The sequence below is a fragment of the Thioalkalivibrio sp. HL-Eb18 genome, assembly GCF_000364985.1.
Lineage (GTDB): Bacteria > Pseudomonadota > Gammaproteobacteria > Ectothiorhodospirales > Ectothiorhodospiraceae > Thioalkalivibrio.
Window position 1 is genome coordinate 1 of sequence record NZ_KB822970.1, and the last position, 24762, is coordinate 24762.

Consider the following 24762-nt stretch of genomic DNA (forward strand, 5'->3'; position numbering starts at 1 on the left):
ACCACGGTCCGGCGGCCCTCGCGGTTGGCGAAGATCGGTTCCAGCCGACTGCGCAAGGCGCTCTACATGGCGGCGGTGGTGGCGACCCGGTACAACCCGGACGTGCGACACCAGCATCAACGTCTGCTGACACGCGGCAAGGCCAAGATGTCGGCGATCGGGGCGGCTATGCGCAAACTCCTGCACATCGCCTTCGGTGTGCTCAAATCCCAAACCCCGTATCAAGCCCGCCATGAAACCCCTTGCACCCCGTAGGGCAAGACGGTATCTACGGGGGGTTAGCCAAAGGTCAGTCGCGCTGGTAGGTACCAACCAGCCGGTTCATGCCGATCACGTGGGGTTCGGCACGATCCAGGAATTGCCAGAGCGTGAGGCCGGCGGGGAGCTGCAGATCGCGGTCCAGCGCCAGCAGCCAGAAGAAGTAGTGGTGTTTGCTGTGGCCCTCGGGCGGCATCGGGCCACCGTAGCCGGTGCCACCAAAGTCGTTCTCGCCGACATCGCCCAGCGTGGCCGCCTCAGGCAGGCCGTCGGTATCCGGCGGCAGGTTGTACAGCACCCAGTGCACAAAGCCGTAGGTGCCGGACTTGATCAACGGGGCATCCGGATCATGGCAGATGACGGCCAGCGAACGCGTTTCCCGCGGGAGGTTGCTCCACTTGAGCGCCGGCGAGGTATCCTCGCCTTCGCCCGTATGGCGCTTCGGGATCGGCTGGCCAGGGCCGAACGCGGAACTGGACAGCTGCAGGTCGGACAGTGCAAAACCCATCGCCAATCTCCTGATCAATGCGTACCCGCCACCCTAACGCGCGCCCCGGGCCCACACCAACCGGTTGCAGCCGCCCGCCGTCACGCGGATCATCGAGGGCATGCTGAATGCCGTAAAACGCTGGCTGGGCCGAGAAGATCCCCTGACCGGGGCTGCACGGGCGATCGACCGCGGCCGCTCGGGAATCGAGACCGTGCTGGGCCTGCCACACCGGCTCGCCGTGCCACTGTTACGCCGCCACTTTGGCGAGGCGGTTCACCCCTCCGACGAAGAATTCCGCGAGACGGGCCAGAACGGGTACTGGTCCCTGCCCGCGCCCGGCTCGGAGTTCGAAGTGCGCCTGTTCGGCGACGATACCGGACGCATCACCGTCGGTACCGTCCGCGGTACCAGTATCTATGCGGGCCTGGTGGTGATCAGCGAATGGTCGCCGGAACACCCCGTCGCCGTATGGCAGGTGCGCCTGGAAGAGTCGGCCACGGAGTCCGCCCGGACCCTGCACGACTTCCTTCTGGGTGACACCTCCTCGTAACCCCATCGAGCCACCGTACGATGCGCGATCACGAACAGTCGATTTCGCTGGTACTGGGCAGCGGTGGCGCCCGGGGCCTGGCCCAGATCGGGGTCATCCGCTGGCTGGAGGAGCACTCCGACTACCGCATCCGCTCCATCTCGGGCGCTTCCATGGGCGCGCTGATCGGCGGCATCTACGCAGCCGGCAAGCTGGATATCTACGAGGACTGGGTCAAAACCTTGCGCCGCCAGGACGTCTGGCGGCTGCTCGACTTCTCGTTCCGCGGTGCCGGGCTGATCCGGGGCGACCGCCTGATCGGCAAACTGCGCGACATGCTGGGCGACATCGACATTGAGGAACTGCCGATCTCCTTCACCGCTGTCGCGACCGACATCGAGCGCGAACGCGAGGTCTGGCTGAACTCCGGCTCGCTTTTCAACGCGATTCGCGCCTCCATCGCCATCCCCACCGTGTTCACTCCCGTGCGCCATCGCGGCCGCCTGCTGGTGGATGGCGCCCTGCTAAACCCGGTCCCCATCGCGCCGACCCTGAACGACCACACCGACATTACCGTGGCCGTGAGCCTGAACGGACGCATGGGAGACGAACTCACGCGCGTCACCCGCCCCAACGCCTTCGACGACGTCGACGCCGAAAAACTGGGGCGCAACCGCCTGAATCAGCGGCTGCAGGGCGTATTGCCGGACCGGGTCGGCGGCTGGCTCCAGGACTGGCCAGGCAGGCTTGGCCTCGGCTCCACCACCGCCGGCATGAGCCGCGCCCAGGAGGCCCGGGCGCTCAGCCTGATCGACGTGGTCTCCCACTCCATCGAGGCCATGCAGGGCTCGATCGCGCGCTTTCGCATCGCCGCCTACAACCCCGAGTACCTGATCGAAGTGCCGGTCAACGCCTGCGGCATCTTCGACTTTCACCGCGCCCGCGAGATGATCGAACTCGGCTACCACCTCGCCGAACGCAGCCTGGGCAACCAGGACCCGTCGCCCCGCCCCCTGTAGGAGGCCAGCCCTCTGGCCGATAGGGTTTTGCCGGCGCCGAATCGGCCAGAGGGTGGCCTCCTGCAACGGAAGAGAGAACGTTGTCGGTCAGTGCTTGAAATGCACAAACAACCGTCCATGGTTCTTCGAGTCCTTCTCCACCCGGTGGTAGCGCTGCTTGATCTCCGGCTGCTGCAAAAAACGCAGTACGCGCTTTTTCAGTTGCCCGCTGCCCTTGCCGTGGATGATCTCCACCGTCTTGATGCGCTTGTCGCAGGCCTCTTCGATCGCGCCATTCAGCGCCGCATCGATCTGGCGCCCGTTACGAAAGCATTCGTGTAGGTCGATGGAAAGCCGCGACATCGCGGGACCTCAATTAACCGTCACCACAATGCAGCGCGCCAGCTGCTGCACCTTGTGCGACACGCTGCCGGCCAGCAGCCCCTGCAACCCCCCCAGCCCGCGGGAGCCCATGACGATCATGTCCACATCGTGATACTCGGCCTGCTGCAGGATCACCTTGGCCGGGGAGCCATCCTCGACATGGTGCCCGATATCCGTCACACCCAGGGCGGTGAAGTACTCGTGGGCCTGCTCGTTCAGTTTCTTTGCGATGTCGCGCAGCACCTTCGGCGGCACCGACGAACCCACCGCCGCGCCCCCGACCGCGAGCGGTGGATCATTCGGGTCGGGCAGATCCGACAGCTTGCGGATATGCGGCGGCACCTCGCCCTGCAGCAGCACGCTCACCAGCACCACCCTTGTCTGGTATTTGGCGGCCAGGTCAGCCGCCACCTCAACCGCGCGCCAGGCGTTGGCCGAGCCGTCTACCGGCACCAGCATCGTCTTCAGTTCCATCGGCTCCGCGCTCCTCGTTACCGGCCACCGTCCAGCCTGCCAGAGTTGCCGCGTCCCCGCACCCGCGTGTCGTCCGCGCCGGCGAACACCCTATACTCGGGGCAATGCCGAGCCGGGAGAACCCATGACACGACTGTTCGAGAAAACCTATCCGCAGCCCGGAACGGCCCCGGGCCACGGCGCACACGCTCACGAACACCCCCACCCTTCCGAGGCCGCTGTTTCCGCGTGGCTCTACCACAATGAACAACTGAACCCGCAGGATCCGGACGCGATCCTGCGCAAAGGCACGCCGACGGACGGGTTCGTCTGGCTGCACTTCCAGGGGGCACCCAGTCCCCATCAGCTGCAGCGCCTGGGCGAGGCCTTCGGGCTGCACCCACTGGCGCTGGAGGATGTGCGCCATCGCGGCCAGCGCCCCAAGCTCGACTACTTTGACGACTACGCGGTCATCATCCTCAACCAGCCGCAGCTGGACGGCGATAGCGTGCGCCTGGAGCAGTTCAACCTGTTCGTACACCCGCAGTTCGTGATCAGCGTGCACAGCGGCGAGACCGACCCGTTCGAGCCCATCCGCCAGCGCATGCGTGGCACCAACCGCAACTTCAATCGCCTGGGCGCCCCATACCTGGCCTATGCCCTGATGGACGTGGTCGTGGACCAGGCCTTCCCGCTGATGGAACAACTCGGCGACCGCATTGAAGACCTGGAAGAACGCGTGCTCTCGCAGCCCAACCACGACACCCTGAGCCGCATCCATGTCGTGCGCCGCGAGCTGCTGGTGCTGCGCCGCCAGCTCTGGCCCACGCGCGACGTGATCACCCGCCTGATGCGCGACGACCAGGACCCGTTCGGCCCCGACATGATGCCCTGGCTGCGCGACGTCCACGATCACACCATCCAGATCATGGACCTGCTGGAGTCCTATCGCGACATGGCCTCCAGCCTGATCGAGGCCTACCTCTCGGCCGTCAACCAGCGCTCCAACGACGTGATCCGTGTGCTCACCATCATCGCCACCATCTTCATCCCGCTCACGTTCATCGTCGGCATCTACGGCATGAACTTCGACCACCCCGACAGCCCGTGGTCAATGCCCGAGCTCTACACCTACTACGGCTATCCCGTCCTGCTCGGCATCATGCTCGCCATCGTCCTCGGCATGCTCTACCTGTTCCGCCGCCGCCGCTGGCTGTAGCCCCACCATGTGGGAGCGGGCTTGCCCGCGAAGACATTGCCCAACAAAAAAGCGCCCGGGTCACCCCGAGCGCCTTTTTGCTTGAACCGGGCTCGTCACCCGGCACGTGCCGTGCCTACTGCTGGAACTGCTCCAGGTCGAAGCGGTCGGCGTTCATCACCTTGGTCCAGGCCCGGATGAAGTCCTGCACGAACTTCTCCTCGTTGTCGTCCTGGGCGTACACCTCGGCGTAGCTGCGCAGGATGGAGTTGGAGCCGAACACCAGGTCGATGCGGCTGGCGGTCCACTTCACTTGATCGTTCTGACGATCACGCACCTCGTACACGCCGCTGCCTGCCGGCTGCCAGGCATAGGCCATGTCGGTCAGGTTGACGAAGAAGTCGTTGGTCAGCTGCCCTTCGCGGTCGGTAAACACGCCGTGCTTGCTGCCACCATGGTTGGTGCCCAGCACACGCATGCCGCCGATCAGCACCGTCATCTCCGGCGCGGTCAGGCCCATCAGCTGGGCGCGGTCGAGCAGCATCTCCTCCGGCTTGACCACGTACTCCTTCTTCAGCCAGTTGCGGAAGCCATCGGCCAACGGCTCCAGGGGCTCGAAGGAGTCGGCATCGGTCATCTCGGCGCTGGCATCACCCCGGCCCGGGATGAACGGCACCAGGACATCATGACCGGCCGCCCGGGCCGCCTGTTCGATGCCCACGCTGCCGCCCAGCACGATCAGATCCGCTACGCTGGCCCCGGTCTCGGAGGAGATCTGCTCGTAGACCTTGAGCACGCGCGCCAGGCGCTCGGGCTCGTTGCCTTCCCAGTCCTTCTGCGGCGCCAGGCGGATGCGGGCACCGTTGGCGCCACCGCGCATGTCGGAACCCCGGAAGGTACGGGCGCTGTCCCAGGCGGTCGCGACCAGCTCGGCGATACTCAGGCCACTCTCGGCAATCTTCTGCTTGACGGCCTCGACGGAATAGTCGGTGTTGCCGGCCGGCACCGGGTCCTGCCAGATCAGATCTTCCTGCGGCGCGTCCGGCCCGATGTAGCGGGTCTTCGGGCCCATATCGCGGTGGATCAGCTTGAACCAGGCACGGGCGAAGCAGTCCTTGAAGTACTCGGGGTCCTTGCGGAACGCATCCATGTACTGGCGGTAGACGGGGTCCATCTTCATCGCCATGTCCGCGTCGGTCATGATCGGGTTATGGCGGATGGACGGGTCCGTGGCGTCGACCGGCTTGTCCTCCTCCTGCATATCCACCGGCTCCCACTGCCAGGCCCCGGCCGGGCTCTTCTTGAGCTCCCATTCGTGGTCGAGCAGGGCCTCGAAGTACCCCATGTCGAACTGCGTCGGGTTCTTGGTCCAGGCCCCCTCGATGCCGGAGGTGATGGCGTTGGCGGCCTTGCCCTGCATGTTGGGGTTCTTCCAGCCGAAGCCCTGTTCCTCGACATCGGCCCCTTCGGGTTCCGGCCCCAGCGCGCCGGCATCGCCGTTGCCGTGGCACTTGCCCACGGTGTGGCCACCGGCGGTCAGCGCCGCGGTCTCTTCGTCGTTCATCGCCATGCGGGCGAAGGTCTCGCGCACCTGCTCGCCGGTCTTCAGCGGATCGGGCTTGCCGTTGACCCCTTCCGGGTTCACGTAGATCAGGCCCATCTGCACGGCCGCCAGCGGGTTTTCCATGGTGGAAGGCTTCTCGACGTCGCCGTAGCGCTCGTCGGAAGGTGCCAGCCACTCCTTCTCGGCCCCCCAGTAGGTGTCCTTCTCGGGGTGCCAGATGTCCTCGCGGCCAAAGGAGAAGCCGAAGGTCTTCAGACCCATGTTCTCGTAGGCCACGTTGCCGGCCAGAATGATCAGATCCGCCCAGCTGATCTTGTTGCCGTATTTCTTCTTGATTGGCCACAGCAGGCGGCGTGCCTTGTCGAGGCTGGCGTTGTCCGGCCAGCTGTTGATCGGCGCGAAGCGCTGGTTGCCGGTGCCGCCGCCACCGCGGCCATCGGCAATCCGGTAGGTACCCGCCGCGTGCCAGGACATGCGGATCATCAGCCCGCCGTAATGACCCCAGTCGGCCGGCCACCACGCCTGGCTCTCGGTCAGCAGCGCGTGCATGTCCTTCTTCAGCGCTTCGAAGTCGAGCTTCTTCACCTCTTCCCGATAGTTGAAGTCCTCGCCCATCGGGTTCGTCTTGCGGTCATGCTGGTGCAGGATGTCCAGATTCAGCGCTTCCGGCCACCATTCCGTGACGGAGTGACCCGCGGTGGTCTGGCCACCGTGCATGACCGGGCACTTGCCCATGTTCTGCTGCTCACCCATGTTGTTTCTCCATAGTTCGCTGCGTTGAGCTTGATCGCGTTTCGGGAACCGCCATCCGCACAGAAGATGGTTGTTCCCGGAGACGGCAAGCCGTTTCCACTTCGGGCCGACACCGGCCGCGGAGCAGCCTGCTGTCTGTCTAACCTTGAAGTTAGGCCCCGGAAGTCACGGGTACCAGTTGAGATTCCCCATCAATCCGATAGCCTGGGGTTATCACACCGGCGGGCCGCACATTGATCAGTGTTTCCGTAGGGAGTCCGACCGCCCCGGCCCCCTCCAGTTCATGGCCACGCGCAACACGCCCCGTCCGCGCAACCACGGATCGTGGATCGGGGGCGTTACACTGGGCCGGTATCCCTGTCCCGCGACACAATCATTATGCTGCTCACGCTGCTGATCATGTTCGCTGTATTGGGCCTTGGCGTCGCACTGATGCTCTGGCACGCAAGGCTGGTCTTTTCAGTGGAACTGCGCGAGGGCGCCGCCCGCGTGCGGCGCGGCAGGCCGCCGTCCGGGTTCGCACGCGGCTGCGAGGATGTGGCGCGAAGATACCGCCTGGAGCGCGGCCGGATCGATGCCGTGCGTACTGACCAGGGTGTTCAGCTGCGCTTCTCCCGTCATCTCCCGCCGAAGACGCACCAGGCCTTTCGCAACGTCTGGACACCCCCGCCGGGCGGAGGGGGCGGCGGCATGCGCGCGACGGGATAGCGGGCCGGTCCGCGAGATTGCCTCGGCCTCTGCGAGGCCCCGCAATGACAAAGGGCCCAGGTTCGCACCAAGACACCAACGAAATGCATGATATGGGCGAGGGGCAACGCTACCTTCTGGGTGGTTCACGGAAAGATGACGGGTAACGACCCGGCGGAGTCAGGGGGCGATCGTACAACTGAATATCGACGAGCCGAGCCAGTATCGGTTCGCCCTGAGTCACCTGGGCTTTCGCCCGTTCCTTTTGCTGGCGGGGTTGTACGCCGTGCTGGTTGTGGCTTGGTGGAGCTCGCTCGGTCCATGGCCCCGTCGTGCGGCTGCTCGCCGCCTGTGCCGCAGCCGCCTCGGTTCTGGCCCATGGATGACATGCGGGACGGAAGCATTTAGCGTACACGCATGTCTGAGCCGCTCAGACGCAATGTTTCCAGGGAGGGAAACGATGAAGAAGACACGCAGTTCTGCACGCCCGGGCCTCATGCGGCCCACCACCCCGACCCGAGCCACCCGAAAGCCATCTTGCTGGCCACGCGCCCCGTCTCGCGCGGCCGCGGCGCTCGGCTCGCTCGCGCTGATACTAGGCTTCAGCGCCCCGGCCGGGGCCGAAGAACCACCCGAAATCCTGAACATCCTGAGTCAGTTCGTCGCATCCAGTACGGCCGCGGCCCGCTGCGACGAAATCGATGACGACCAGATGGTCGCGTTTCTGGCCAACCAGCAAATGATCTACCTGCAATCCGTCATGGCGCTGCAGGAACAGCACCCGGAAGCGACGGGAGAGCAGATCGCGGAAACCCTGATGCGTGGCCAGGAAGACATCCAGTCTCAGGTGGGGCAGCGCATCGACGCGCACGGCTGTGACGATCCGAACGCCCGGGCACTGATCGAGCTGTTCGCGGTGCAGGCCGAGTGGCGCCCGGGCGAATCGCCGCGACAGGATGCCGACGACTAGCGCTCTCAACACGTTTGCCTGCGACACAGGCCAGCGTGCCGATACGCAGCCACCAGCGAGTTCCCCATCACGGAGTGTGCCCACATGGAAGGGGCCCTGAGAGTTACCCTGAAAGGCATCATGCTGGCTGCCCTGGCCTGATCGACAGTGGTCTTCTGGTGCCTGTTCCGGGTCGCCTGGCTGGCGAGCACGTATGTCACGCCAGATCAGGGACTCAATCAGGTGTTTAATCAAGTACCAGAGGCACTTGTGCGTGAACACGGCATTGGCGATGAGGAAATCGCGAGGGCCAAAGTTCTCTTCGAAGCACGAAGCATATTTGGCGCACTCGCGGGCCTTTGGGGCTGGGTTGCACTGTACGCCGGCGCGGCCCTGATCAATCGAGCGTATCAAAGGGCGCCGCTGGCGATCAGAGCGGGGCTGATCGCGGGGATTCTGGCCGTGGCGGCCATTCCGGGTGCCGGCCTGACACTCGCGAGCTATCCCGTCGCAACGTCGGCACTGCTGTTCGCTATATGGTGGCTGAACCCCGTCGGCGAGAAGACCGGAACGATTTGATTCAGTACTGGCAGGCCACCAAGGGCCCTGGACTGTTTTCGCGCAAGAGGCGATAGCAAATGCTGCTCGCTCGGGGCTTGTGTCTGCGATGATGCAGGCCGTAGACGGCCCGCGTGCATAACACAAAGGCAGCGGCCGGGGCCGGTGCGGCACAGTGCGGGAAAGAGGGAGCGATGCTGGAGCTGGGTGTGGTCGCACTGGCGACCTTTTTCGTGACGGTCGGGCCGGTGGATGTAGCGGTGGTCTTTGCCGTGCTGAGCCAGGGCATGGGCCGCGCGCAACGGCGCCGGATGGCCTGGCGCGCGGCGTTGCTGGCCACCGGCATCCTGATGCTGTTCGCGCTGTTCGGCGAGGCCGTGCTGTCGGTACTGGGCATCACCATGCCAGCGCTGTATACGGCCGGCGGCATCCTGCTGTTGCTGATCGGGATCGACATGGTCTTCGCGCGCAGTTCCGGTGGGGTGTCGGCAACCCCGGCGGAGACCAGCGAGGCGCGCAGCCGGGGCGACATCTCGGTATTTCCGCTGGCCACGCCCATGCTCGCCGGGCCGGGGGCGATGGGGGCGGCGATTCTGCTGATGAGCCGGGCCGGCGATGACTGGATGGCCCAGGCGGTGGTGCTGGGCGCTCTGGCGGCGATCATGGTGCTGGCGCTCGTCTGCCTGCTGGTCGCATCACGCCTGCAGCATCTGCTGGGGGTAACCGGCGCCCATGTGCTGACCCGTATCCTCGGCGTGCTGCTTTGCGCACTGGCCATGCAGTTCATATTCGACGGCCTCGAGCAAAGCGGCCTGCTGGGCTGATCACCGGCGCCGTACGCGGGCGGAATCGCAAGCGGGACGTCCGACAGCAAGCTCTTCTTGGGGGTCTACACTCCCCAGGATGGCCTTGAGGGTTCCTCGGGATTGATGGGCGCGCCCTTTTGCCAGCGCTTTCGCTCGATTCGCAATGGCCCCGGATCAGCCCCCCGGAGGATCTTATGCCCGCCCACTCGCAGAATGGACCCACCCACTGGCCCGAACTCCCACCCCTCGATCAGTGGACGGATACCTGCACCACGGTCCACATGTGGACACAGATTGTCGGCAAGATCCGTCTCGAACTGGGGCCCTGGGTGAATCACTCGTGGGGCTCCACGCTGTATGTCACCAGCACCGGGCTGACGACATCGCCGATCCCCTATCAGGGGTGGACGTTCACCATTGACTTCGATTTCGTCGCGCACCAACTGGTCATCACCACATCGCACGGCCGCAAGGTGCTCTTTTCGCTGGAACCGATGAGCGTTGCCGATTTCCATGACAAGATCTTTGACGCACTGGCGTGCCTCGGCATTCAAGTACACATCCTTGCGCGCCCGGTGGAGGTGCCGGAAGCCATCCCCTTTGCCAGGAACACACGAAACCGCAGCTATCATCGCCAGGCCATCCACGCTTTCTGGCAGGCACTGGTGCAGGCGAACAGGGTGTTCTCGGAGTTCCGCGCGGGCTTTCTGGGAAAGTGCAGCCCCGTGCACTTCTTTTGGGGTGCGTTCGATCTGGCCGTCACACGCTTTTCCGGCCGCGAGGCGCCGACGCATCCCGGCGGTGCCCCCAACTGTGCCGACTGGGTAATGGAGGAGGCGTACTCGCATGAGCTCGCCAGCGCCGGATTCTGGCCCGGCACGGGACTGGGTGAAGCGGCTTTCTATGCGTATGCCTATCCGGAGCCCGACGGATATCGCGAGGCCTCCATTCAGCCCACCGAGGCGTATTTCCACGAAGGCCTCGGCGAATACATCCTGCCATTCGATGCGGTTCGGGCGTCGACCGATCCCGATGCTGCGCTGCTGAACTTTCTGCAGCGCACCTACCAGGCGGCTGCCGACAATGGCGGCTGGGACCGCGGAGTCCTCGAGTTCGTCCCTCCCAACCCGAGGTAGCGGCGGAAACGACACTTCGGAGCCGCCCGAGCTCGCACAGGCGCCGAGGCTTACGAAACCCAGCGCAAACGCGCGCATTTGGTGCTATGAACTAGTTAATCGCCGCCTGTTCGCATTCCGTTCGCTGTGGGCCGCGGTTCCCGTCCTGTTGCATTGCTTTGTGTTCGGTTAGGGGGAACCGAGGGAGGCAGCCATGAACACCCTACCGAGTTTTACCAATCCAGCCATCGCGGGGCTGGCTTTTGTGTTGATCACGTTTTCCGGCTGCGGCCAGTCGAACGACTCGGCCCAGGCCGCGGAACAGCACGCCCCGATCCAGGAAGAACCGGACGCGCCGGCGATGGAGCGCGCGATCGGCTTCATGGAGTCCTGGATCGAATTGTTCGACGCCATGAGTGCGGAACTGGCCGGGGTCGACAGCCAGGAGGCCGCCAATGAGCACGCCGCCTGGCTGAACGAGGAACTGACGCCGCGTCTGGAACAGCTGGCGGGCGAGATGATCGCCTTCATGGAGTCGATCGAGGCGCACGAGATGGAGGTCATGGAGGCGTCGTTTGACGACCCGGAAAACCACCAGCGCATGCTGGAACTGGAAGGACGCATGGAGCAATCGCTGGATCGGCTGGAAGAGAACATCATGCGCGTCGAGAGCGCGTATGCAACGCCGTCACTGGAGGTGGCGTGGATGAACTTCGCCCGGACCAACGAGCGGCTTGAACGGCAGATGGAGGCCACGTTCGCCGGTGGTGCACAGGCGGTGGGCAGTCCCGCATGGTGCGACGCCATGGCCAACACGCCCCAGGCACAGTGGACGATGAACGACGCCTTCGCCTTTGCCAACCACTGCGTGGGGCGCTGACGCGGGGCTCCGGACGGTACGGAATTACTCGCGCAGGTCGGCGCACGACCACGTCGCCCGTGCGCTCATGCCACGCTCAGGTCCACGAGATCCGTGTGCCCGAACCCCTTCGAGTAATCAAGGACGGATATCACCGTCGGGGTCACGCGGAAGATCCGGACGTCCTCCGGGCTGGGCATCTCCATATCCAGCTTGGCGGTGTCCTGCTCGGGATAGGCCTGCACGAGCAGGTCCAGCACCTTCTGCGCTTCATCCCGATCGACCACGGGCTCTGCATGCGCCGCCATGGACAGCCCCGAAATCGCCATCAGGTCGGAGGTGTCGTGATCGATGGTGAGAGAAACCCGGTTGTCATGCGCCAGGTTTCGCGCCTTCTGGCTATCCAGTCCGCAGAGGAAGTACAGCGTGATCCCTTCATGCACGTAGCCGACCGTCGTCACCTGGGGCCAGCCATCCTCGCGCAGGGTGGCAATGCTCATGATCCGGTGTTCGTCCAGCAGGCTCTGGATCTTCTTTCTGAGTGCCTCGTCCATCTGCCACCTCCTGACGATGTGTGGACTCCAGGGCGACGGAATCGCCCGATGGCCATTTCATGCACCCACTCGAGAGATCGCAGGAAAGCGGCCAGGATCTTTCGATATATAGACGCTCTCCGGACGATGTAGACGCGCTCGACAGCGTGCCGCCCGGCCGGGCCCGCGATGCACGCCCCAGGTCCCGCCGCACGTACGCACAGGCGGTTACTGCGAACAGAGGCCGCCGTCGACGACGTAGGTGTTGCCGGTGCAGCCGGAGGCGGCGTCGGACAGCAGGAACACCGCCATCCCGGCGCATTCCTCGTTGCTGACGTACCGACCCAGCGGGATACGCGCCTCGAAGGACTTGTGCACCTCGTCGGCGTGGCCCGGGTTCGCCTGCTCCTCGATGGACTGCATCATGCGGTTCGCGACCGGGCCGGGGTTAAGCGTATTCACGCGGATGTTCTCCGGCCCCAGCTCGGCGGCCAGACACTTCATCATGCCCACCACCGCGTGCTTGCTGGACACGTACGGCGAGAGGCCGGCGGCCCCGCGCAGCCCGGCTACGCTGGAGGTGATCACAATGCTGCCGCCATTGCCCCGGCGCAGCGCCGGCAGGGCCGCCTCCGCGCCCAGGCGCACGCCATGCACATTGACGGCAAAGACCTTCTCCCACGCCGCGTCGGAGCGGCTGTCGAACGGGCCAACCTCGCCCTCGATTCCGGCGTTCAGGAAGACCCCATCCAGGCGTCCGAAACGTTCCAGTGCCGTCGCGACCATGCGCTCGTTGTCCTCGCGCCGCGTGACGTCCACGGCCAGGCCCACCGCCCGCTCACCCAGGGACTGGGCAATGGCCTCCACCGGCCCGGCCTCGCGGTCGGTAATCACCACACTGGCGCCCTGCGCGTACGCCGTGCGCGCCGTGCTCTCGCCGATACCACCGGCGCCACCGGTGATTGCGATCACTTTTCCTACCAGGGGGCTCATGCTGTGTCTCCTTCGTCATGCAGTCGGGGAACCGCGGCAAGACGCTCGCGGACAAGACCATTATCAGCCCGGCAAAGGCCAGGAATCTTGATCCGGGTCACGACTCTTACCGCATACGCCTCGGGGCGGGACGAACGAGCGATCTACAGGTGCGTGTACTTGCGCGCGAGACCCCGCGCCTTGTCCACCGGGTATTTTTTCGCGTTGATTTCCAGCTTGTCGCTCGCCGCCTGCACGAGGTCGATGTTCAGCTTGCGCGCCAGCATCAGCAGATAGATCTGCACATCCGCGATCTCGGCCCGCACTTCCTCCAGCGCCTCGCCGGACAGGCCACGCGACTGCTCCTCGGTCAGCCACTGGAAGTGCTCGATCAGCTCGCCGACCTCCCCCGCCAGCGCCATCGAGAGATTCTTCGGCGAATGGAACTGCGCCCAATCGCGCTCTTCGACGAACGCCTCCAGCCGAGCCGCCAGTTCATCCTGCTCCCGCGCGTTATTCGACCCCATAGCCATCACTCCTGTCGCATCCATCTCTCTGGACTCGACACCGTAACGAACTCTCGCGGCGCCGTAATCCGCCTGGGAATGGCTCGCGGAGTAGCAGGAGCAACATCACCGGGACCTTCATATGCCGGAGATGCCCGCTCTTCGCTTCGCTGCGGCCGGGATGACATGGGATGAGATGCGCCGACCAACCGATGCCAGGCCTATCGCGACGCTAACCCGTTCGGCGTACCTAGCTGCTGCGCCAGGAAGTCGATCAGGGCGCGGGTCTTGGGCAGGAGATAGCGGCGGCTGGGGTAGACCGCGTGGATGCCGAGCGTGGCGGTTTCCCAGTCCGGGAACAGCACCTGCAGGGCGCCGGTTTGCAGATGCGGCTGCAACAGGAACTCCGGCTGGTAGACGATGCCCTGCCCGGCCAGGGCCGCGGCGACGCAGGTCTCGCCGTTGTTGCTGCGCAGCACGGGGCGGGTCGTGACCGCGACCGGCCCGTCCGGGCCCGTGAGGGTCCAGTCGTCGCCGGTCGCGTGGTAGCTGTAAGCGATGGTGGCGTGGTCCGCCAGCTCGCGCGGGTGTGCGGGCAGACCGCTGGCCGCCAGGTAGTCCGGCGCGGCACAGATGCGCATGCGCGTGGTCGCCAGGCGGCGCGCGACCAGGCTGGAGCTGTCGAGCGTGCCAATGCGCACGGCCAGGTCAAAGCCTTCGTCGACCAGATCCACCGAACGGTCGTTCAGGGTGACGTCCAGCTCCACCCTGGGGTGTCGGGCCGTGAATGTGCCCCACAGCGGCGCCAGGTGCTGGATGCCGAAGCTGACCGGTACATTGATGCGCAGCCGGCCGCTGACGGCGGTGCCGCGTTCGCTGATCTCGCCCTCGGCGGCGGCCAGTTCCTCAAGCAACAGCTTGCTGCGGCCAAAGAAGGTCTCGCCCTCGCTGGTCAGCGACAGGCGCCGGGTCGTGCGGTGCAGCAGCCGAGCACCCAGCCGTTCCTCGAGGCCGTTCACCGCGCGCGAGACGGCCGCCTTGGACAGGCCCAGCGTCTCCGCCGCATGCACGAAGTGCCCGGTCTCGACTACGGCCACGAAGATCTGCATCTGCTGGAAACGATCCATTGTTTCGACATTTGCAACTATATGTGCCCTTTATAGCCGTTTATTGCTCATCAAGAAATATCCAGACTCTCCCTGACCGGCCAGAACCGCCGGCCTTCGCAAACCCTCCAGGAGAGTCAAAATGAATTCGTCCTTCATGCAGCAGCTGTTTGGCACCAACGCCGGCTGGGCGGCCCTCGCCCTGCGCATCCCGGTCGGGATCATCTTCATGGCGCATGGCGCGCAGAAACTGTTCGGCTGGTTCGGCGGTCACGGTCTGGAGGGGACCGGCCAGTGGATGGCCTCGATCGGGCTGGAGCCGGGTTTCCTGATGGCCCTGATGGCCGGCGGCGCAGAGTTCTTCGGCGGTCTGGCCCTGATCATCGGGTTGCTGGTGCGCCCGGCGGCAGCGGTGCTCGCCTTCACCATGGTCGTGGCGATCTTCGCCGTACACTTCGAACATGGCCTGTTCATGAGCAACAACGGCTACGAGTTCGCGCTGTCGCTGCTGGCTGTCTCCGTCGCACTGGCGATCAGCGGCGCCGGTCGGGCCTCGATCGACAACCGCCTGGCCGGGACGTACCGCGGCTAGCCGCACTCCCCCTTGCCGGGCCATCTGGCTCGGCAAGGGTCGCCTGATCGGTAACACCCGGGAGGAGGACAGCATGATCACCCTGCGCCCCAGTGCCGAACGCGGCCATGCCCGACACGGCTGGCTGGATTCCCGCCACAGCTTCTCGTTTGCCAGTTACTTCGACCCGGAGCACATGGGGGTCTCCGACCTGCGCGTGCTGAACGAGGACCGGGTCGCACCGGGTGCCGGCTTCGGCGCCCACCCGCATCGGGACATGGAAATCATCACCTGTGTGCTAGGAGACGCTGATTGAATCGCGCGTCCGCGCTCGAGTCGCTTTTGCGTGCGAACAAGGCGCGGTGACTGCCGTGCAGTCATTCTGCACAAGGGAACCGCAACGCTGTGCGCGCGCCCGTTCTTGATAACAACGGGCGGCCGAGCCCCTGCTTTCAATGGCTTGTGGGGTTGGCGCCCCCTGTTCCCCGATCCTGCGTTGCGCCCCGAATCAATCAAGAACGGGCGGGTAGAACCACTACCCGCTGCCAGAGGCGCCTTGTCTCGGAAAACAGGGGGCACCAACGCGGACGTGCGATTCAATCAGCGTCTCCCTAGCGCGCTGCGAGGCGCTGGATGCACTCGAGGTAGGCATTCTGGTCCGGCGGCGTGTTGTTGCGCTGGGCCTCCCACAGGGCCTGCCCCAGGCATTCCATCATCCGGTGCTCGGCATCCATCACGCCAAAGCGGGCGCACAGGCTCGCGTGTGCGGCCTGGATGCCGGCGGGGCGGTCGGTGCGCGCCTGATCGCGCAGGCTCAGATGCATCGCCATGTGCAGGAACGGGTTGGAGGTGCCCAACTCGGGCGGAAACTCCCCGGTCAGTGCCGTCTCGCGGTCCTTGAGGTGCTCGTGGTACTCGGGGTGTTCCGAGATCACGTCCACCAGCTGCTGTTCCAGGTCGGTCAGCGTCTCGCCGGCCTGCGCCTTGTGCCAGGCGTCGACGAACTGGGTGCGGATCTGGTCGCGGTTACCGTACATGGGGTGTTCCTCGAAGGTATGGGGGCGGTCAGGCGCCGGCGGGTGGAGGCGTCTTCGCCTTGTATTCGCACAGGTCCTCGATCGGGCAGCGCCAGCACTCGGGCTTGCGCGCCTTGCAGACATAGCGCCCGTGCAGGATCAGCCAGTGGTGGGCGTCCTGCAAATAGGGCTTCGGGGTCAGCCGCATCAGCCGCTTCTCGACCTCGAGGACGTTCTTGCCGGGTGCCAGTCCGGTGCGGTTGGCGACGCGGAAGATATGGGTGTCCACCGCGATGGTGGGCATGCCGAAGGCGGTATTGAGGACGACGTTCGCGGTCTTGCGGCCCACCCCCGGCAGGGCCTCCAGCGACTGGCGGTCGCGTGGAACCTCGCCGCCGTGCTGGTCGACCAGGATGCGGCAGGTCTTGATCACGTTCTCGGCCTTGGCGTTGTACAGGCCGATGGTCTTGATGTGTTCCTTCAGCCCGTCGAGGCCCAGCGCGAGGATCGCCTCGGGGGTGTTGGCGACAGGGTAGAGGCGGCGGGTGGCCTTGTTCACGCCGACATCCGTGGCCTGGGCCGACAGGATGACCGCGATCAGTAGCTCGAAGGGGGTGTTGTACTCGAGCTCGGTGGTCGGCTCGGGGTTTGCCGCCTTCAGGCGTTCGAAGATGGCTTCACGCTTCGCGGCGTTCATTAAGCAGGTTTCCCTAAACAAACCGGCCCCGCAGGGCGGGGCCGGATGCTGTGGCAAGGCTGCCGATCAGACGTGGCGGAACAGACCGACGTCCGGGGCCGCTTCGCGCGGGTTGGACTCGGCTTCCTTCTCCAGGTCCTTGATCATCTTGGCGTGCTTCTCTTCGAGATCGTGCATCGCCTTTTCGTCCATCTTCGGGAAGATGACGTCACGGATGAACGAGCCCAGTTCATCCAGGCAGCTCGGCCAGTACTTGCCGTTCAGATGGAACGAGTGATGGGCGTGGGTGCCCATCGGATAGCTGTCGAACTTGGTGATCATGGTGTAGGAGAGGTCGGCGTCCTTCTCGACGAAGTCCTTGGCCCAGTCGTACCACCACTTGTAGTACTTCTCCTGCAGGTCGTCGTTGAACCCGTGGTTCTCGAAAAAGGCGGCGATGGTGCCGCGCGGGGCGAGGCCGTAGCGCGTGCCGCGCTTGCCAGCAAACGGGAAATGTCCAGCCATGCCAATCTCCTGGGACGTTTGGATTGCCGGGGCCTGGCCCCGGTGAAACGGAATTCGTGGCGCCGGAAGTTTACCCGCTGGCGATCAAGAATCAAGAAACGGGTGCCTCGCTGGTGTCTGCCCGCCCGAAGCGTCCCTCGTACAGGCGCAGCAGGGCGGGGATTACGAACAGCACCAGCAGGGTGGCAAACGCCAGCCCGAAGACGATCGAGATTGCCATCGGGATCAGGAACTGGGCCTGCACCGAGCGCTCGAACAGCAGCGGCGTGAGCCCGGCGATGGTGGTGACCGAGGTCAGGATCACCGCGCGCAGCCGCTGACAGGCGGCCTCCACGATCGCCTCGCGCAGGGCGAGTCCGGTCTCGCGCAGCCCCTGGTAGAAGCTGACCAGGATGATCGAGTTGTTGACTACGATCCCGGTTAGCCCGAACAGGCCGAACAGCGACAGGATGGTGAGCTCCACACCCATCACCCAGTGCCCGAACAGCGCACCGAGAATCCCGAAGGGGATGATTGCCATCACGATCAGTGGCCAGCCCCAGGAGGCGAACACCCAGGCGAGCACGATGTACATCAGCCCCAGTGCCAGCAGCAGGCCCATCCGCATGTCGGCAAAGGTCTCCTCCTGGTCGGCCGCACGCCCCTCGAAGGAGTACTCGACGCCAAAGCGGTTGGACAGGTCGTCCAGTGGTCCGTCCTCGAGTGCTGCCCGGATGCGCGCGGCATTGTTCACCGCCCGATCCACCTCGGTCGAGACCTGGATGGCCAGCCGCGTATCGGCGTGGCGCAGGGTCTCGAAACCCTGGCGCGAGCGCAGTTCGACGACGTCGTCCAGTGGCACGAACGCCCCGTCCGGCAGACGCAGGTTCAGCCGCTCGAGACTCTCGCTGCGGTGGCGCTCGCTATCCGGCAGGCGCACGCGCACCTCCACCTCTTCCAGCCCGTCCTGATAGAGCTGGGCGAGGTAGCCATCGAAGGCGTTGCGCAGCTGCAAGCCGACCGACTCGGTCGTCAACCCGACCGCGCGGCCCTCGGGCTTGACCTGGAACACCAACTGCTCGCGCCCGAACGGGGTGTCGTCGCTGGTGGCGAAGGTCCCGGGGAAGTCGTCCAGCATGTCGGCCAGCTCCAGCGCGGCCTCCTTCAGCACATGCGGGTCATCGCCGGTCAGGCGGATATCGAGGTCGCGCCCCGGCGGGCCGGTCTGGCGCTCGTCGATCGAGAAGTTCTCGATCCCCGGGGCCTGGCGGATGCGGTCCTCCCATTCGCGGATGAACTCGCGATTGCGCACGGTCCGTTCTTCCGGCGAGACCAGTTCCACCTGGATGTTGCCGAACTGCTCGCCCTTGGGCGCATTGCCATCACCCGGGTCGATCCCTTTGCCGAGACGGGTCACGGAGGTACGCACCAGATTGCCGCCCAGCGCCGCCTCGGTCTCTTCGAGGGCGCGTTCGGCGTGGATCAGGAACGACTCGACGCGCTCGGGCGGCGTGCCGGCGACGAAGTTCACCCCGGCGTTGACGATCGTACCCTCGGGCGAGGGGAAGAAGGTGAAGCCGATGCGGCCGCTGGCCGCCAGGCCAATGGCGAGGATCAGCGCGCCAACGGCCAGCGCCAGCGTGACGCCTGCATGGTCCACCGAGTGCGTAACGGCGCGACGGAACGGGCCATTGCGCAGCCGTTCGAAGCCGGCGTCGAAGCGCGCCCGCAGGCTGTTCGGGGCGGGCTCCTTGAGCCGATGCATCACGCCCTTCAGGTGGGCCGGCAGGATCAGGAACGCAATCAGCAGGGTCGCCACGATCACGCAGATCACCACCAGCGGGATGTCGAACAGGATATTGCCGATCACCCCGCCAATCAGCATCAGCGGCATGAAGGCGGCGACGGTAGTCAGCGAAGCCGCGACTACGGGCCCGACCATGCGTCGGGCGCCGTCGCGCGCGGCCCGGCCCGCGTCCAGCCCGCGCTGGTGCAGGCTGTAGGCGTGCTCCGAAACCACGATTGCGTTGTCGACGATGATCCCCAGCGACATGATGAAGCCGAACAGCGAGATCATGTTGATCGAGCCGCCCACCACCCACAGCACGACAAAGGCGGCGGTAAACGCGATCGGGATGCCCAGTGCCACGCGCAGCGCGACATGCCGGTTGAGGAACAAAAACAGAATCCCCAGTACCAGCATCAGGCCGCCGAGGCCATTTTTCAGCAGCAGGTTGATGCGCTCGGCCAGGAGTTCCCAGAAGGCATCCATCACCTGGAGATCCACGCCTGGGGGCAGGGCGGGTTGGGTCGCCTCCAGCCAGTCCTCGAGGACGCGTGCGGCCTCCAGCGAGTCACCCGTCTCCGAGCGCAGCAGTTGCATCTCGATCGCGGGCTTGCCGTTGGCGCGGGTGCGCACCTCGCCATCGCGCGGGCGCAGTGCGATGTCGGCGATATCGCCCAGCCTGATGCGCCCCAGATCGGTGTCGCCGCGCAGGATCAGCCGCTCGAAGCCGATAACGTCACGCGCCTGCTCCAGACTGCGAATCTGCCGGGCGGTATCGTCGCGGCCGACCGAGCCGGCCGGGAAGTCCTGCGCCATCTCGCGGATCTGTGCACCGATCTGGTCGAGGGTCATGTCCAGGCGATAGAGTTCGCGGGCCGGCACCTGGATGGCCATCTCGTCCTCGGTCAGGCCCGTGAATTCGATCTGGGCGATGCCGGCGTCCAGCAGTTCGCGCTCGAACTGGCGCGCTAGCCGGCGCAGCTGCTGCGGGTCCTCCGGGCCGGTAATCAGCAGCCGGGCCACGGGCTCGTAGCGGATGATCCGTTTGACCACCGGAGTTTCGGCGTCGTCGGGCAGATTGCGCTGCTGGTCGACGCGGTCGTTGACCTGCTCGGCGGCCCGCGTCATGTCGGTGCCCGCCTCGAACTCCAGCGTGACCACGCCGACCCCCAGCGCGGAGGTCGAGGTCATGTTGCGCAGGCCGTCCACGCTGCGCAGGTCCTGCTCCAGCGGATCGATGATTGCCTGTTCCACGTCCTCCGCACTGGCCCCGCTCCAGACGACCTCCACGGTCATGAAGTCCAGCTCGAAGTTCGGGAAAAACTGGGTGTTGAGCTTGGTCAGGGCGAAAGCCCCGGCCAGCACCATCAGCGCGATCAGGAGGTTCGCGGCCAGGCGATGTTCCAGGAACAGCTGAATGGGACCGCGTGGTGGCCGGCCGTTGTCGCGCGACCCCCCGCCGGGCATCGGGCGCTCGTCCGGGCCGTCGCCGCCACGCGGGCCGGGATCGGCGTCAGCCATCGTTCGGATCCTGTTCCCCGTTGCGGTCGGAGGCGCGCGGGATCGCGGCATCGCGGTCCGGGCGTTCGCCCGGCTCCTCGACCTCGACTTTCAGCCCGTCCACGGCATTGGGCAGTCGGGTGGCGACCAGGATATCGCCCGTCTCCAGATCCGGGTGGCGGATCAGCGCCCGGACGTCCCCGGCGTCGGTCACCAACTCGCCGAGACGCTCGACCCGCAGCGACTGCATGCGGTCATCCACGACGCGGAAGATCTGGTCGCGGCCGTAGAGGGCCTCGTAGGGCACGGCGACACTGTCGGCCTCGGCCGGCAGGCGGAGCGTCAACTCGACGAAGCGGTTGAGGTTCAGCGCCGAATGACCCTCGCGCACCTCGAAGATGCCGCGCGTCCCCGCCTCGCCCGCACGTGTCTCGCCTTCCAGGCGCGTCAGTTCGGTACGCACCGTGCGCCCGCCCACCCGGGCATGGGCGGTCAGCTCCTCTCCCGCGGCCAGCAGTTCCTCGATGCGGGGGAGGATGTAGGCCGGGATGCTGGCACGAATCTCCAGGTCATCGAGTGCGAACAGGCGCACCAGCGGGTCGCCCGGGCGCGCACGCTCGCCGGCGGCCACCTCGACTTCGACCACCCGGGCATCGAAGGGCGCGGCAATCGTGGTGCGCTCGAGATCAATGCGCGCCTGGTCTTCGGCGGCACGCGCGCGCTCCAGACGGGCCTCTGCCTGGGCCATGCGCATCGGGGCATCGGCTACCGCCTGCTCCCGGTTGTCAATCGTCAGGCTGGCCTGTTCCAGGGCTTCGCGGGCGTTGTCCACGTCGGTTTCGGAACCAAGGTCGCGGTCGCGCAGGTTTTGGGCCCGGCGCAGACCCCGCTCGGCGATCTCCAGGATTTCGCGCTCGCGCACCAGGGCCTCGCGATCAAAGCGTGCGCGGATCTCCTCGCTCTCTTTGGCCCCTTCCAGTTCGCGGCGCTCGGCCGTGCGCTGGGCCAGCAGCAGTTCCGCCTCGCGCGGATCAATGCGCACGAGTGTTTCGCCGGCCTCCATGCGCGCCCCGATCCGGGCCGGAACGGCCTCGATCTCGCCCTCCACGGCCGCGCGCAGGGTGGCCGTCTGGGCGGACGCGCTGCGCCCGTTCAGCAGGATGCCCGGGTGGTGTTCGCCGAGTTCGGCCACCAGTCCCTGCACCGGCCAGGTCCGTTCGGTGGTCTCTGGCGCGGGCGCCTCGGGCCCGGTCGCGCGCAGCACAAGAAAGCCCACGATCGCGGCCGCGAGGATCAGCAAGGGGGGCAGGGCACGTCGAAGGAGGCGTGGCATCGTGTTCTCGGTCGGATGGGCTGGGCCGGCCGTTCTCCCGGCCGTTCGATTGGAGGTCCGCAAGGGTCAGGGGGTTCCTTCCCGGCGCTTTATTCTAGGGAGACGCTGGCCGAATCGCACATGACGGCGTTCGCTGGGTTAGCATGCGGCCAGCCAGATATTGGAGAGCGTGATGATCGGATTCGGCGTATTGCGACACATCGGGACCGCCGCCCTGGTCCTGAGCCTGGGCGCGGGCGTTGACACCACGATGGCCGACGAGGCCCCGGAGGTGTGCGAATGCCTGGAAGGGCTGGAGATGGAAGGCACGCCCTGGGTGCGCCTGGTGCCGGGGGATACCACGGCCGGCTACCTGGAGCTGCGCAATACCGGCGAGTCCGACCGCCGGATCGTGGCCGCCGAGTCGCCGATCGCCGAGACCACCGAGCTGCACGAGCACACCCATGAAGATGGCGTGATGCGCATGCGCGAGGTGGATCACCTGGACCTGCCCGCGGGCGCGACCCTGGTGCTGGAACCCGGTGGCCTGCACCTGATGTTCATCGGGCTGCACGAGCCACTGACGGCCGGTGACTGGGTCGCCGTGCGGGTGACCTTCGAGGACGGCGAGACGATGGATGTCCACATGCAAGTGCGCCGCGGCGAGGCCGAAGAGGGTTCCGGGCATGGCCACATGGAGCACGACGACGCGGGCCACGGGCACTGACCTGTCCATTTCCAGCCGGTCGAATCAGTTCTCCGGCCGTTTCGGGATTTCGATCGTCGCCTCGGCGCGCAGGGCCTCCAGTTTTTCCTGTATTGCGCGGCTTTCCAGGATCTCGATGATCTCGGTGCGCACCTCGTCCAGTGGCGGGACTTCCACCTCGCGGGTGTCGTCCAGGCGGATCAGGTGCCAGCCAAACTGCGATTGCACGGGTGCGTCGGTGATCTCGCCCGGCTCCAGGGCCTCAGTGGCGGCGGCGAATTCCGGCACCATGCCATCGGGCGTAAACCATCCCAGGTCCCCGCCTCGGGCGGCGGATCCCGGGTCGATGGAGTGTTCCTCGGCCAGCTCCGCAAAATCGGCCCCGTCGTCCAGTTGTGCCAGCAGCTCGCGCGCGCGGTCTTCGTCCTCCACCAGGATGTGGCGGGCGCGGTACTCGGTGCCGCGCAGGTATTCGACCTGGCGCTCGTATTCCGCCTCCACGTCCTGTTCGCTGATCTCGAGCTCCTCGGCGATGCGTTCCATCAGGGTGGACGCCAGCAGATTGGTCTCGACCATTTTCAGGATGCGCTGGATCTCGGGGTCGTCGTCCAGCCCGCGCTCCAGCGCCTCCTGACGCAGCAGCTCCAGGCTGATCACCTCGTCCAGCACGCCCTGGCCCTGCGCGGCCAGCCCCGGATCCTCGTCCATGCCGGCATAGGTGAACAGGTCGGCCCGGGTGATCGCGCGGCCGTTGACGATCGCGACGGTGTCCTCGTCCTCGGTATCGGTGATGATCTCGTCGCGTTCGCTGGCCTCTTCGTCGGGCAGGGGCAGGCCCTCGTCGCCGTTGCCACAGGCGGTCAACAGGCCCGCGAGGGCGAGGGCGGCGACGAGCGTGGCGGGACGGGTACGCATGATCAAAACACCTGCTTGAAGGGGCGAACGTCCACCGAGGTATAGACACCGGCGGCGACATAGGGATCGGCATCGGCCCACTCGTGGGCGGCCTCCAGCGACGGAAATTCGGCCACGATCAGGCTGCCGGTGAAGCCGGCGGGGCCCGGGTCGTTGCTGTCGATCGCCGGCAGCGGACCGGCCAGGACCAGGCGGCCGGCCTCGTGCAGTGCCTGCAGGCGGGCGACGTGTTCCGGCCGCGCCGCCAGGCGGGCATCCAGCGAGTCGGGCGCATCCTGGCCCTGGATCATGTAGAGCATTGATCGGCGTCTCCGTGGGTTGGGGCATCCAGTCTAACGCGGCCCGCTCGGGGAGCGTGCCTTATGAGCGCCGCCCACCATGCGCTACACTGCGCGCCTTGTCATTAGTGGCCCGACTTCATGATTGCGATACACCCCGAGAACCCGCAGCCCCGGCTGATCCGGCAGGTCCTGGAACGGTTGCACGAGGGCGCGGTGATCGCAATTCCGACGGATGCCTGCTATGCGCTGGCCTGTTTGCCGGGCGACAAGGCCGGGGCCGACCGCATTCGCCGCATCCGTCAGGTCGACGAGACCCATCACCTGACCCTGCTGTGCCGGGACCTTTCGGAACTCGGTGTCTATGCCAAGGTGGACAATACGGCCTTTCGTCTGATGAAAGGCCTGACGCCCGGCCCCTATACCTTCATTCTGCCGGCCACGCGAGAGGTGCCGCGCCGGTTGCAGCACCCGAAACGTCGGACCATCGGGCTGCGCGTGCCGGACAGCCGCATCGTCTCGGCATTGCTGGACGAACTGGGGTCGCCGCTGATGACCGCGACGCTGCAGCTGCCGGGCGAGGATCTGCCGCTGAGCGAGCCCTGGGTGATCGACGAGCGGCTGTCAAAGGTCGTGGACGAAGTCGTGGACGGCGGGGCCGGTACCCTGGAGCCCACGAGCGTGATTGACCTGACCGGTGATGTGCCGGAGATCATCCGTCACGGGGTTGGCGACGTGGCGTTTCTTGAGGAAGCGTGAGGGCATGGAGACTCGGGAGAT

The 24762-nt window shown here is 65.9% G+C and carries 29 protein-coding genes and 1 pseudogene; 15 read left to right on the forward strand and 15 right to left on the reverse strand.

Annotated features, from left to right (window positions below; genetic code table 11):
- Positions 1 to 255: transposase (locus tag F813_RS0109060; RefSeq protein WP_026148228.1), on the forward strand; the 255-nt coding region annotated here is incomplete at its 5' end.
- A gap of 34 nt (positions 256 to 289) precedes the next feature.
- Here F813_RS0109060 and F813_RS0109065 read toward each other — a convergent pair.
- A complete protein-coding gene (locus tag F813_RS0109065; protein ID WP_012983433.1) occupies positions 290 to 766 on the reverse strand; it encodes a YbhB/YbcL family Raf kinase inhibitor-like protein in 477 nt (158 codons plus the stop codon).
- A 100-nt stretch (positions 767 to 866) separates the two neighbouring features.
- Between F813_RS0109065 and F813_RS0109070 the strand changes: the two genes are divergently transcribed.
- Both F813_RS0109070 and F813_RS0109075 read left to right on the forward strand, forming a co-directional pair.
- Positions 867 to 1298 (forward strand): hypothetical protein, encoded by a 432-nt coding sequence (locus F813_RS0109070; RefSeq protein WP_012983434.1) that lies wholly within the window; start codon positions 867 to 869, stop codon positions 1296 to 1298.
- 20 nt (positions 1299 to 1318) lie between these two features.
- Positions 1319 to 2296: a patatin-like phospholipase family protein gene (locus F813_RS0109075; RefSeq protein WP_017926318.1), complete on the forward strand. Its 978-nt coding sequence runs from the start codon at positions 1319 to 1321 to the stop codon at positions 2294 to 2296.
- Positions 2297 to 2383: 87 nt separating this feature from the next.
- Here the strand turns inward: F813_RS0109075 and F813_RS0109080 are convergent, their stop codons facing one another.
- Positions 2384 to 2638, reverse strand: a complete 255-nt coding sequence (locus F813_RS0109080) for a Smr/MutS family protein (RefSeq protein ID WP_012983436.1) — start codon at positions 2636 to 2638, stop codon at positions 2384 to 2386.
- A gap of 9 nt (positions 2639 to 2647) precedes the next feature.
- Entirely contained in the window at positions 2648 to 3133 is a 486-nt protein-coding gene (locus F813_RS0109085) for a universal stress protein (protein WP_012983437.1), read from the reverse strand.
- A 124-nt stretch (positions 3134 to 3257) separates the two neighbouring features.
- On the opposite strand from F813_RS0109085, the gene corA reads away from it, so the two are divergent.
- Positions 3258 to 4331: a magnesium/cobalt transporter CorA gene (gene corA, locus F813_RS0109090; protein WP_012983438.1), complete on the forward strand. Its 1074-nt coding sequence runs from the start codon at positions 3258 to 3260 to the stop codon at positions 4329 to 4331.
- Between the two features lie 115 nt (positions 4332 to 4446).
- On the opposite strand, the gene katG is transcribed toward corA, so the two are convergent.
- The gene (gene katG / locus F813_RS0109095; protein ID WP_017926319.1) at positions 4447 to 6627 is read right to left on the reverse strand and encodes a catalase/peroxidase HPI; all 2181 of its coding nucleotides are present in this window, start codon (positions 6625 to 6627) and stop codon (positions 4447 to 4449) included.
- A 378-nt stretch (positions 6628 to 7005) separates the two neighbouring features.
- On the opposite strand from katG, the gene F813_RS0109100 reads away from it, so the two are divergent.
- The 7 genes and pseudogenes from F813_RS0109100 (at position 7006) to F813_RS0109125 (ending at position 11622) form a co-directional block, all read left to right on the forward strand.
- The gene (locus F813_RS0109100) at positions 7006 to 7335 is read left to right on the forward strand and encodes a DUF3634 family protein (protein WP_012983440.1); all 330 of its coding nucleotides are present in this window, start codon (positions 7006 to 7008) and stop codon (positions 7333 to 7335) included.
- A 169-nt stretch (positions 7336 to 7504) separates the two neighbouring features.
- A pseudogene (locus F813_RS14545) lies at positions 7505 to 7630 on the forward strand (NnrS family protein); the annotation flags it as partial.
- Positions 7631 to 7810: 180 nt separating this feature from the next.
- Positions 7811 to 8284: a hypothetical protein gene (locus F813_RS0109105; RefSeq protein ID WP_026148229.1), complete on the forward strand. Its 474-nt coding sequence runs from the start codon at positions 7811 to 7813 to the stop codon at positions 8282 to 8284.
- A gap of 147 nt (positions 8285 to 8431) precedes the next feature.
- Positions 8432 to 8842, forward strand: a complete 411-nt coding sequence (locus tag F813_RS13630; protein WP_017926320.1) for a hypothetical protein — start codon at positions 8432 to 8434, stop codon at positions 8840 to 8842.
- Positions 8843 to 9015: 173 nt separating this feature from the next.
- Positions 9016 to 9645, forward strand: a complete 630-nt coding sequence (locus tag F813_RS0109115; protein WP_017926321.1) for a MarC family protein — start codon at positions 9016 to 9018, stop codon at positions 9643 to 9645.
- Positions 9646 to 9821: 176 nt separating this feature from the next.
- On the forward strand, positions 9822 to 10763 hold the full coding sequence (locus tag F813_RS0109120; protein ID WP_017926322.1) for a DUF5996 family protein: 942 nt from the start codon (positions 9822 to 9824) through the stop codon (positions 10761 to 10763).
- 193 nt (positions 10764 to 10956) lie between these two features.
- A complete protein-coding gene (locus tag F813_RS0109125) occupies positions 10957 to 11622 on the forward strand; it encodes a DUF3012 domain-containing protein (RefSeq protein ID WP_017926323.1) in 666 nt (221 codons plus the stop codon).
- Between the two features lie 65 nt (positions 11623 to 11687).
- On the opposite strand, the gene F813_RS0109130 is transcribed toward F813_RS0109125, so the two are convergent.
- The 4 genes from F813_RS0109130 to F813_RS0109145 all read right to left on the reverse strand — a co-directional run bounded on the left by F813_RS0109130 (position 11688) and on the right by F813_RS0109145 (position 14739).
- A complete protein-coding gene (locus F813_RS0109130) occupies positions 11688 to 12155 on the reverse strand; it encodes a pyridoxamine 5'-phosphate oxidase family protein (protein ID WP_017926324.1) in 468 nt (155 codons plus the stop codon).
- Between the two features lie 207 nt (positions 12156 to 12362).
- Positions 12363 to 13127 (reverse strand): SDR family NAD(P)-dependent oxidoreductase, encoded by a 765-nt coding sequence (locus F813_RS0109135; protein ID WP_012983447.1) that lies wholly within the window; start codon positions 13125 to 13127, stop codon positions 12363 to 12365.
- 143 nt (positions 13128 to 13270) lie between these two features.
- Positions 13271 to 13633 carry a nucleotide pyrophosphohydrolase gene (locus F813_RS0109140; RefSeq protein ID WP_017926325.1) on the reverse strand — a complete coding sequence of 121 codons (363 nt, stop codon included), beginning with the start codon at positions 13631 to 13633 and terminating at the stop codon, positions 13271 to 13273.
- Between the two features lie 200 nt (positions 13634 to 13833).
- The gene (locus F813_RS0109145) at positions 13834 to 14739 is read right to left on the reverse strand and encodes a LysR family transcriptional regulator (protein ID WP_012983449.1); all 906 of its coding nucleotides are present in this window, start codon (positions 14737 to 14739) and stop codon (positions 13834 to 13836) included.
- 121 nt (positions 14740 to 14860) lie between these two features.
- On the opposite strand from F813_RS0109145, the gene F813_RS0109150 reads away from it, so the two are divergent.
- Both F813_RS0109150 and F813_RS0109155 read left to right on the forward strand, forming a co-directional pair.
- Positions 14861 to 15310 carry a DoxX family protein gene (locus F813_RS0109150; RefSeq protein WP_012983450.1) on the forward strand — a complete coding sequence of 150 codons (450 nt, stop codon included), beginning with the start codon at positions 14861 to 14863 and terminating at the stop codon, positions 15308 to 15310.
- A gap of 73 nt (positions 15311 to 15383) precedes the next feature.
- Complete coding sequence (locus F813_RS0109155) at positions 15384 to 15605, forward strand: pirin family protein (RefSeq protein WP_017926326.1); 222 nt, start codon at positions 15384 to 15386, stop codon at positions 15603 to 15605.
- Between the two features lie 295 nt (positions 15606 to 15900).
- Here the strand turns inward: F813_RS0109155 and F813_RS0109160 are convergent, their stop codons facing one another.
- The 5 genes from F813_RS0109160 to F813_RS0109180 all read right to left on the reverse strand — a co-directional run bounded on the left by F813_RS0109160 (position 15901) and on the right by F813_RS0109180 (position 22104).
- On the reverse strand, positions 15901 to 16326 hold the full coding sequence (locus tag F813_RS0109160) for a DUF1841 family protein (protein ID WP_017926327.1): 426 nt from the start codon (positions 16324 to 16326) through the stop codon (positions 15901 to 15903).
- A 28-nt stretch (positions 16327 to 16354) separates the two neighbouring features.
- Positions 16355 to 17002, reverse strand: coding sequence for an endonuclease III (nth, locus tag F813_RS0109165; protein WP_017926328.1), 648 nt, complete (start codon positions 17000 to 17002; stop codon positions 16355 to 16357).
- A gap of 66 nt (positions 17003 to 17068) precedes the next feature.
- Positions 17069 to 17506, reverse strand: a complete 438-nt coding sequence (locus F813_RS0109170; RefSeq protein WP_017926329.1) for a hypothetical protein — start codon at positions 17504 to 17506, stop codon at positions 17069 to 17071.
- A gap of 91 nt (positions 17507 to 17597) precedes the next feature.
- Complete coding sequence (locus F813_RS0109175; protein ID WP_017926330.1) at positions 17598 to 20792, reverse strand: efflux RND transporter permease subunit; 3195 nt, start codon at positions 20790 to 20792, stop codon at positions 17598 to 17600.
- Complete coding sequence (locus F813_RS0109180; RefSeq protein ID WP_017926331.1) at positions 20785 to 22104, reverse strand: efflux RND transporter periplasmic adaptor subunit; 1320 nt, start codon at positions 22102 to 22104, stop codon at positions 20785 to 20787. The genes F813_RS0109175 and F813_RS0109180 overlap by 8 nt, the downstream gene beginning before the upstream one ends.
- 172 nt (positions 22105 to 22276) lie before the next feature.
- Here F813_RS0109180 and F813_RS0109185 point away from each other — a divergent pair, with 172 nt between their 5' ends.
- Positions 22277 to 22810 (forward strand): copper chaperone PCu(A)C, encoded by a 534-nt coding sequence (locus F813_RS0109185; RefSeq protein WP_017926332.1) that lies wholly within the window; start codon positions 22277 to 22279, stop codon positions 22808 to 22810.
- Between the two features lie 24 nt (positions 22811 to 22834).
- Here the strand turns inward: F813_RS0109185 and F813_RS0109190 are convergent, their stop codons facing one another.
- Together F813_RS0109190 and F813_RS0109195 are read right to left on the reverse strand one after the other, a co-directional pair.
- Entirely contained in the window at positions 22835 to 23704 is an 870-nt protein-coding gene (locus tag F813_RS0109190) for a peptidylprolyl isomerase (RefSeq protein ID WP_017926333.1), read from the reverse strand.
- 2 nt (positions 23705 to 23706) lie between these two features.
- Positions 23707 to 24003: a YciI family protein gene (locus F813_RS0109195; protein WP_017926334.1), complete on the reverse strand. Its 297-nt coding sequence runs from the start codon at positions 24001 to 24003 to the stop codon at positions 23707 to 23709.
- A 120-nt stretch (positions 24004 to 24123) separates the two neighbouring features.
- Here F813_RS0109195 and F813_RS0109200 point away from each other — a divergent pair, with 120 nt between their 5' ends.
- Positions 24124 to 24741 (forward strand): L-threonylcarbamoyladenylate synthase, encoded by a 618-nt coding sequence (locus tag F813_RS0109200; RefSeq protein WP_017926335.1) that lies wholly within the window; start codon positions 24124 to 24126, stop codon positions 24739 to 24741.
- Positions 24742 to 24762: the final 21 nt, after the last annotated feature.

Excerpts from the sequence above, each read along its gene's own strand:
- F813_RS0109075 (WP_017926318.1), top strand. The coding sequence starts at position 1,319 with ATGCGCGATCACGAACAGTCGATTTCGCTGGTACTGGGCAGCGGTGGC.
- F813_RS0109180 (WP_017926331.1), bottom strand. The coding sequence starts at position 22,104 with ATGCCACGCCTCCTTCGACGTGCCCTGCCCCCCTTGCTGATCCTCGCG.
- F813_RS0109065 (WP_012983433.1), bottom strand. The coding sequence starts at position 766 with ATGGGTTTTGCACTGTCCGACCTGCAGCTGTCCAGTTCCGCGTTCGGC.
- F813_RS0109170 (WP_017926329.1), bottom strand. The coding sequence starts at position 17,506 with ATGGCTGGACATTTCCCGTTTGCTGGCAAGCGCGGCACGCGCTACGGC.
- F813_RS0109115 (WP_017926321.1), top strand. The coding sequence starts at position 9,016 with ATGCTGGAGCTGGGTGTGGTCGCACTGGCGACCTTTTTCGTGACGGTC.
- F813_RS0109145 (WP_012983449.1), bottom strand. The coding sequence starts at position 14,739 with ATGGATCGTTTCCAGCAGATGCAGATCTTCGTGGCCGTAGTCGAGACC.
- F813_RS0109175 (WP_017926330.1), bottom strand. The coding sequence starts at position 20,792 with ATGGCTGACGCCGATCCCGGCCCGCGTGGCGGCGACGGCCCGGACGAG.
- F813_RS0109195 (WP_017926334.1), bottom strand. The coding sequence starts at position 24,003 with ATGCTCTACATGATCCAGGGCCAGGATGCGCCCGACTCGCTGGATGCC.
- F813_RS0109135 (WP_012983447.1), bottom strand. The coding sequence starts at position 13,127 with ATGAGCCCCCTGGTAGGAAAAGTGATCGCAATCACCGGTGGCGCCGGT.
- F813_RS0109070 (WP_012983434.1), top strand. The coding sequence starts at position 867 with ATGCTGAATGCCGTAAAACGCTGGCTGGGCCGAGAAGATCCCCTGACC.
- F813_RS0109100 (WP_012983440.1), top strand. The coding sequence starts at position 7,006 with ATGCTGCTCACGCTGCTGATCATGTTCGCTGTATTGGGCCTTGGCGTC.
- F813_RS0109155 (WP_017926326.1), top strand. The coding sequence starts at position 15,384 with ATGATCACCCTGCGCCCCAGTGCCGAACGCGGCCATGCCCGACACGGC.
- F813_RS0109125 (WP_017926323.1), top strand. The coding sequence starts at position 10,957 with ATGAACACCCTACCGAGTTTTACCAATCCAGCCATCGCGGGGCTGGCT.
- F813_RS0109200 (WP_017926335.1), top strand. The coding sequence starts at position 24,124 with ATGATTGCGATACACCCCGAGAACCCGCAGCCCCGGCTGATCCGGCAG.
- F813_RS0109120 (WP_017926322.1), top strand. The coding sequence starts at position 9,822 with ATGCCCGCCCACTCGCAGAATGGACCCACCCACTGGCCCGAACTCCCA.
- F813_RS0109185 (WP_017926332.1), top strand. The coding sequence starts at position 22,277 with ATGATCGGATTCGGCGTATTGCGACACATCGGGACCGCCGCCCTGGTC.
- F813_RS0109130 (WP_017926324.1), bottom strand. The coding sequence starts at position 12,155 with ATGGACGAGGCACTCAGAAAGAAGATCCAGAGCCTGCTGGACGAACAC.
- katG (WP_017926319.1), bottom strand. The coding sequence starts at position 6,627 with ATGGGTGAGCAGCAGAACATGGGCAAGTGCCCGGTCATGCACGGTGGC.
- F813_RS0109105 (WP_026148229.1), top strand. The coding sequence starts at position 7,811 with ATGCGGCCCACCACCCCGACCCGAGCCACCCGAAAGCCATCTTGCTGG.
- corA (WP_012983438.1), top strand. The coding sequence starts at position 3,258 with ATGACACGACTGTTCGAGAAAACCTATCCGCAGCCCGGAACGGCCCCG.
- F813_RS0109140 (WP_017926325.1), bottom strand. The coding sequence starts at position 13,633 with ATGGGGTCGAATAACGCGCGGGAGCAGGATGAACTGGCGGCTCGGCTG.
- F813_RS0109160 (WP_017926327.1), bottom strand. The coding sequence starts at position 16,326 with ATGTACGGTAACCGCGACCAGATCCGCACCCAGTTCGTCGACGCCTGG.
- F813_RS0109150 (WP_012983450.1), top strand. The coding sequence starts at position 14,861 with ATGAATTCGTCCTTCATGCAGCAGCTGTTTGGCACCAACGCCGGCTGG.
- F813_RS0109080 (WP_012983436.1), bottom strand. The coding sequence starts at position 2,638 with ATGTCGCGGCTTTCCATCGACCTACACGAATGCTTTCGTAACGGGCGC.
- F813_RS0109190 (WP_017926333.1), bottom strand. The coding sequence starts at position 23,704 with ATGCGTACCCGTCCCGCCACGCTCGTCGCCGCCCTCGCCCTCGCGGGC.
- F813_RS0109085 (WP_012983437.1), bottom strand. The coding sequence starts at position 3,133 with ATGGAACTGAAGACGATGCTGGTGCCGGTAGACGGCTCGGCCAACGCC.
- nth (WP_017926328.1), bottom strand. The coding sequence starts at position 17,002 with ATGAACGCCGCGAAGCGTGAAGCCATCTTCGAACGCCTGAAGGCGGCA.